The sequence below is a fragment of the Dietzia sp. DQ12-76 genome (assembly GCF_014145045.1).
Classification (GTDB): domain Bacteria; phylum Actinomycetota; class Actinomycetes; order Mycobacteriales; family Mycobacteriaceae; genus Dietzia.
On the sequence record NZ_JAALDV010000158.1, the window covers coordinates 1 to 2,943 of the forward strand.

Sequence of the window (2,943 nt, forward strand, 5' to 3'; positions counted from 1 at the left end):
GTGCGGCGGGCCCCACCGACTTCGAGGTCATGGGCTCCACGACCCCCGTCGACATCGGCCCGGCCCCCGCCTGGCGCAACCTGAGGATCCCCCTCGAATCGATCCCCGCCGACGCCGAGGTCGTGCGCGTGGTGGCGACCGACGGCAACCTGGACCCCGACTGGTGGCTCGCCGTGACCCCGCCGCGGAACCCGCGCCTTCGCACTCTCGACGAGGTCGTGGGCCACACCGACCCGGTGCTCGTCGACTGGGTGGTGGCGCTGGCCTTCCCGTGCCAACGCCCCTTCGTCCACAACGGCGGGGTCGCCGAGATCCCCCGCTACCGGATCCTCGCCGACCGCGAGTCCTCGGCCGCCGCCAACTGGTGGCAGAGTGCGGGCGGCGGCGGGCCCCTGTTGTGGACCACGCAGACGGTGGAGGCCGTCACCGTCCCCACCTACCTCGACCACGACTGGTCGAGGGACTGGGGCTCCCTCCAACGGTTCGAACCCCTCGACCCCGGCGCGACGCCCGCCGACCTCGTGCGCAGCAGTTCCGTCCAGTGGGGCTGGACCACGCCGGGTCCCATGAGGTGACCGTCGCCTAGAATCGGACGTCGTGTCAGACTCCCCCGCAGCTTCCGGCCCGGTCGCCGCCGACGCCCGTGTCGCGAGGCTCCGCCTCATCGCCATCGTCAGCGGACTCCTGGGCACCCTGTGCTTCCTGTCCCTGCCGTTCCTCCCGGTCAGCCAGACCACCTCGAGCGTGCAGTGGCCACAGAACGGATCGGTCGACTCGGTGACCGCGCCGCTGATGGCGCATTCGCCTCAGCGGTTCACCGCGACCGTCCCCTGCGCCCTGGTCGCGGACCTGCCCGCCGACGGCGGGATCCTGCTGTCGACCGCCCCGGCGGGCGGCGAGGAGGCGGGCGACCGGGCCCTGTTCGTCCGGGCCTCCGCGGACACCGTCGACGTGGTCTCCCGCAACCGGGTCATCGTCTCCGCACCGCGTGACCAGGTCGCCGGGGGCGGGTGCGGCCAGCTGAGCGTGGTGGCGACTCCGACCTATGTCGAGGCGTCGTTCGAGGGTATCGACGACCCCGCCGCGACCCGCCGGGTCGACGCCGACGACCTGCGGCCGATGGTCGTGGGCATCTACACCGACCTGCCGTCCGACACCGCCGTCCCGGCAGGCCTCGAGGTGGTCGTCGACGTCGATTCGCGCTTCACCACCGACCCGACCGCCCTGAAGTGGGCGGCCATCGTGATCGGCTTGATCGCCACCGCCGTGGCCCTGTGGGCCCTGCACGGACTCGACCAGACCGACGGTCGCCGGTCCCGCCGCTTCCTGCCCCGCGGGTGGTTCAGGATCCGGCTCCCGGACGTGGCCGTGATCGGCACGCTCGGTGTGTGGCACTTCGTCGGCGGCAACACCTCCGACGACGGGTACATCATGTCGATGGCCCGGGCCGCGGACCCCGCCGGCTACATGGCCAACTACTACCGCTGGTACGGGGTCCCGGAATCGCCGTTCGGCTCCCCCTACTACGACCTGCTCACGATGCTCGCCCACGTGTCCACCGCCAGCCCGTGGATGCGGCTGCCCGCGCTGATCGCGGCGATCCTGTGCTGGCTCGTCATCAGCCGCGAGGTCCTGCCGCGGCTCGGCCGCGCCGCACGGACCACCCCGGTGGTGGTGTGGAGCGCCGCCGCCGTGTTCCTCGCCTTCTGGATGGCCTTCAACAACGGCCTGCGGCCCGAGCCCGTCATCGCCCTCGGCGCACTGCTCACCTGGACGTCGGTCGAACGCGCCATCGCCACCCGGCGCATGTTGCCGTACGCGGTCGCGGTGATCCTCGCCTCCTTCTCCCTGGCCACCGGCCCCACCGGACTGATGGCCGTCGCCGCACTCGTCATGGGGCTGCGCCCTGTCCTGCGCACCGTCGTGGTGCGCGGACGCGAGGTCGGCTCACGCCTGGCCCTGGTCGCGCCGGTACTCGCCGCGGGGACCATGGTGCTCATCAGCGTCTTCGGCATCCAGTCCCTGGCCTCGGTACTCGAGGCGATCCGGGTGCGCGGCGAGATCGGCCCCAACCTGAACTGGTTCGAGGAGTTCGTCCGCTACTACTACCTGATGATCCCGACCGTCGACGGTTCGCTCTCCCGTCGACTCCCGGTGTTGCTGGTCCTGCTGTGCCTCGTCATGGTGATCGGCACCCTGCTGCGCCGCGGCAAGATCCCGGGCGCGGCCTCGGGGCCCGTCTGGCGCCTGGTCGGCGTGGTCGTGGGCACCGCCTTCTTCATGATGTTCTCCCCCACCAAGTGGACCCACCACTTCGGTGTGTACGCGGGGATCGGCGCGGCGATCGCGGCGCTCGGCGCCATGGCCATCGCCGCGTCCGCGGTCCGCACCGCCCGCAACAGGACCGTGTTCCTGGGCATCACCCTGGTGGTGCTCGCCCTGGCCTTCGCCGGCCCCAACGGCTGGTGGTACGTCTCGAGTTACGGCATCCCCTGGTGGGACAAGGCCCCCAGCATCCGGGGCATCGACGCGGCCACCGTCCTGCTGGGCCTGGCGGTACTGACCTTCGCCTACGCCGGATGGCAGCACCTCCGCCAGGATTACACCGGCACGCAGGCGCCCAGGACCCGTGAGGGCCGTCGGCGTATGCGGACCATCGCCGCCGCACCCATCGCGGTGGTCGCGGGGCTGCTCGTCGTCTTCTCCATCGCCTCGTTCGCCAAGGGGGTCCACAAGCAGTACCCCGCGTACACGATCGCGGCGGGCAACTTCTCCGCCCTCGCCGGCAACCCGTGCATGCTCGCCGACCGCGTCCTGGTGGAGCCCGACGCCAACGACGGCATGCTCACCCCGCTCGCCGCGACCCCCGGCCCGGACGGGTCGATCGACCCCGCGGACCGTGCGGCGGCCATCGAGGCCGGCGAGAACTCGGGGTTCACCCCG

2 protein-coding genes are annotated in these 2,943 nt (G+C 71.9%); both read left to right on the forward strand.

The genetic code is table 11. The annotated features are described in order from the left end of the window. On the forward strand, positions 1-575 hold a 575-nt coding region (locus G6019_RS06595; RefSeq protein WP_182627244.1), incomplete at its 5' end, for an arabinosyltransferase C-terminal domain-containing protein. A gap of 22 nt (positions 576-597) precedes the next feature. Next, a partial coding sequence (locus tag G6019_RS06600; RefSeq protein ID WP_182627246.1) for an arabinosyltransferase domain-containing protein occupies positions 598-2,943 on the forward strand: 2,346 nt, incomplete at its 3' end.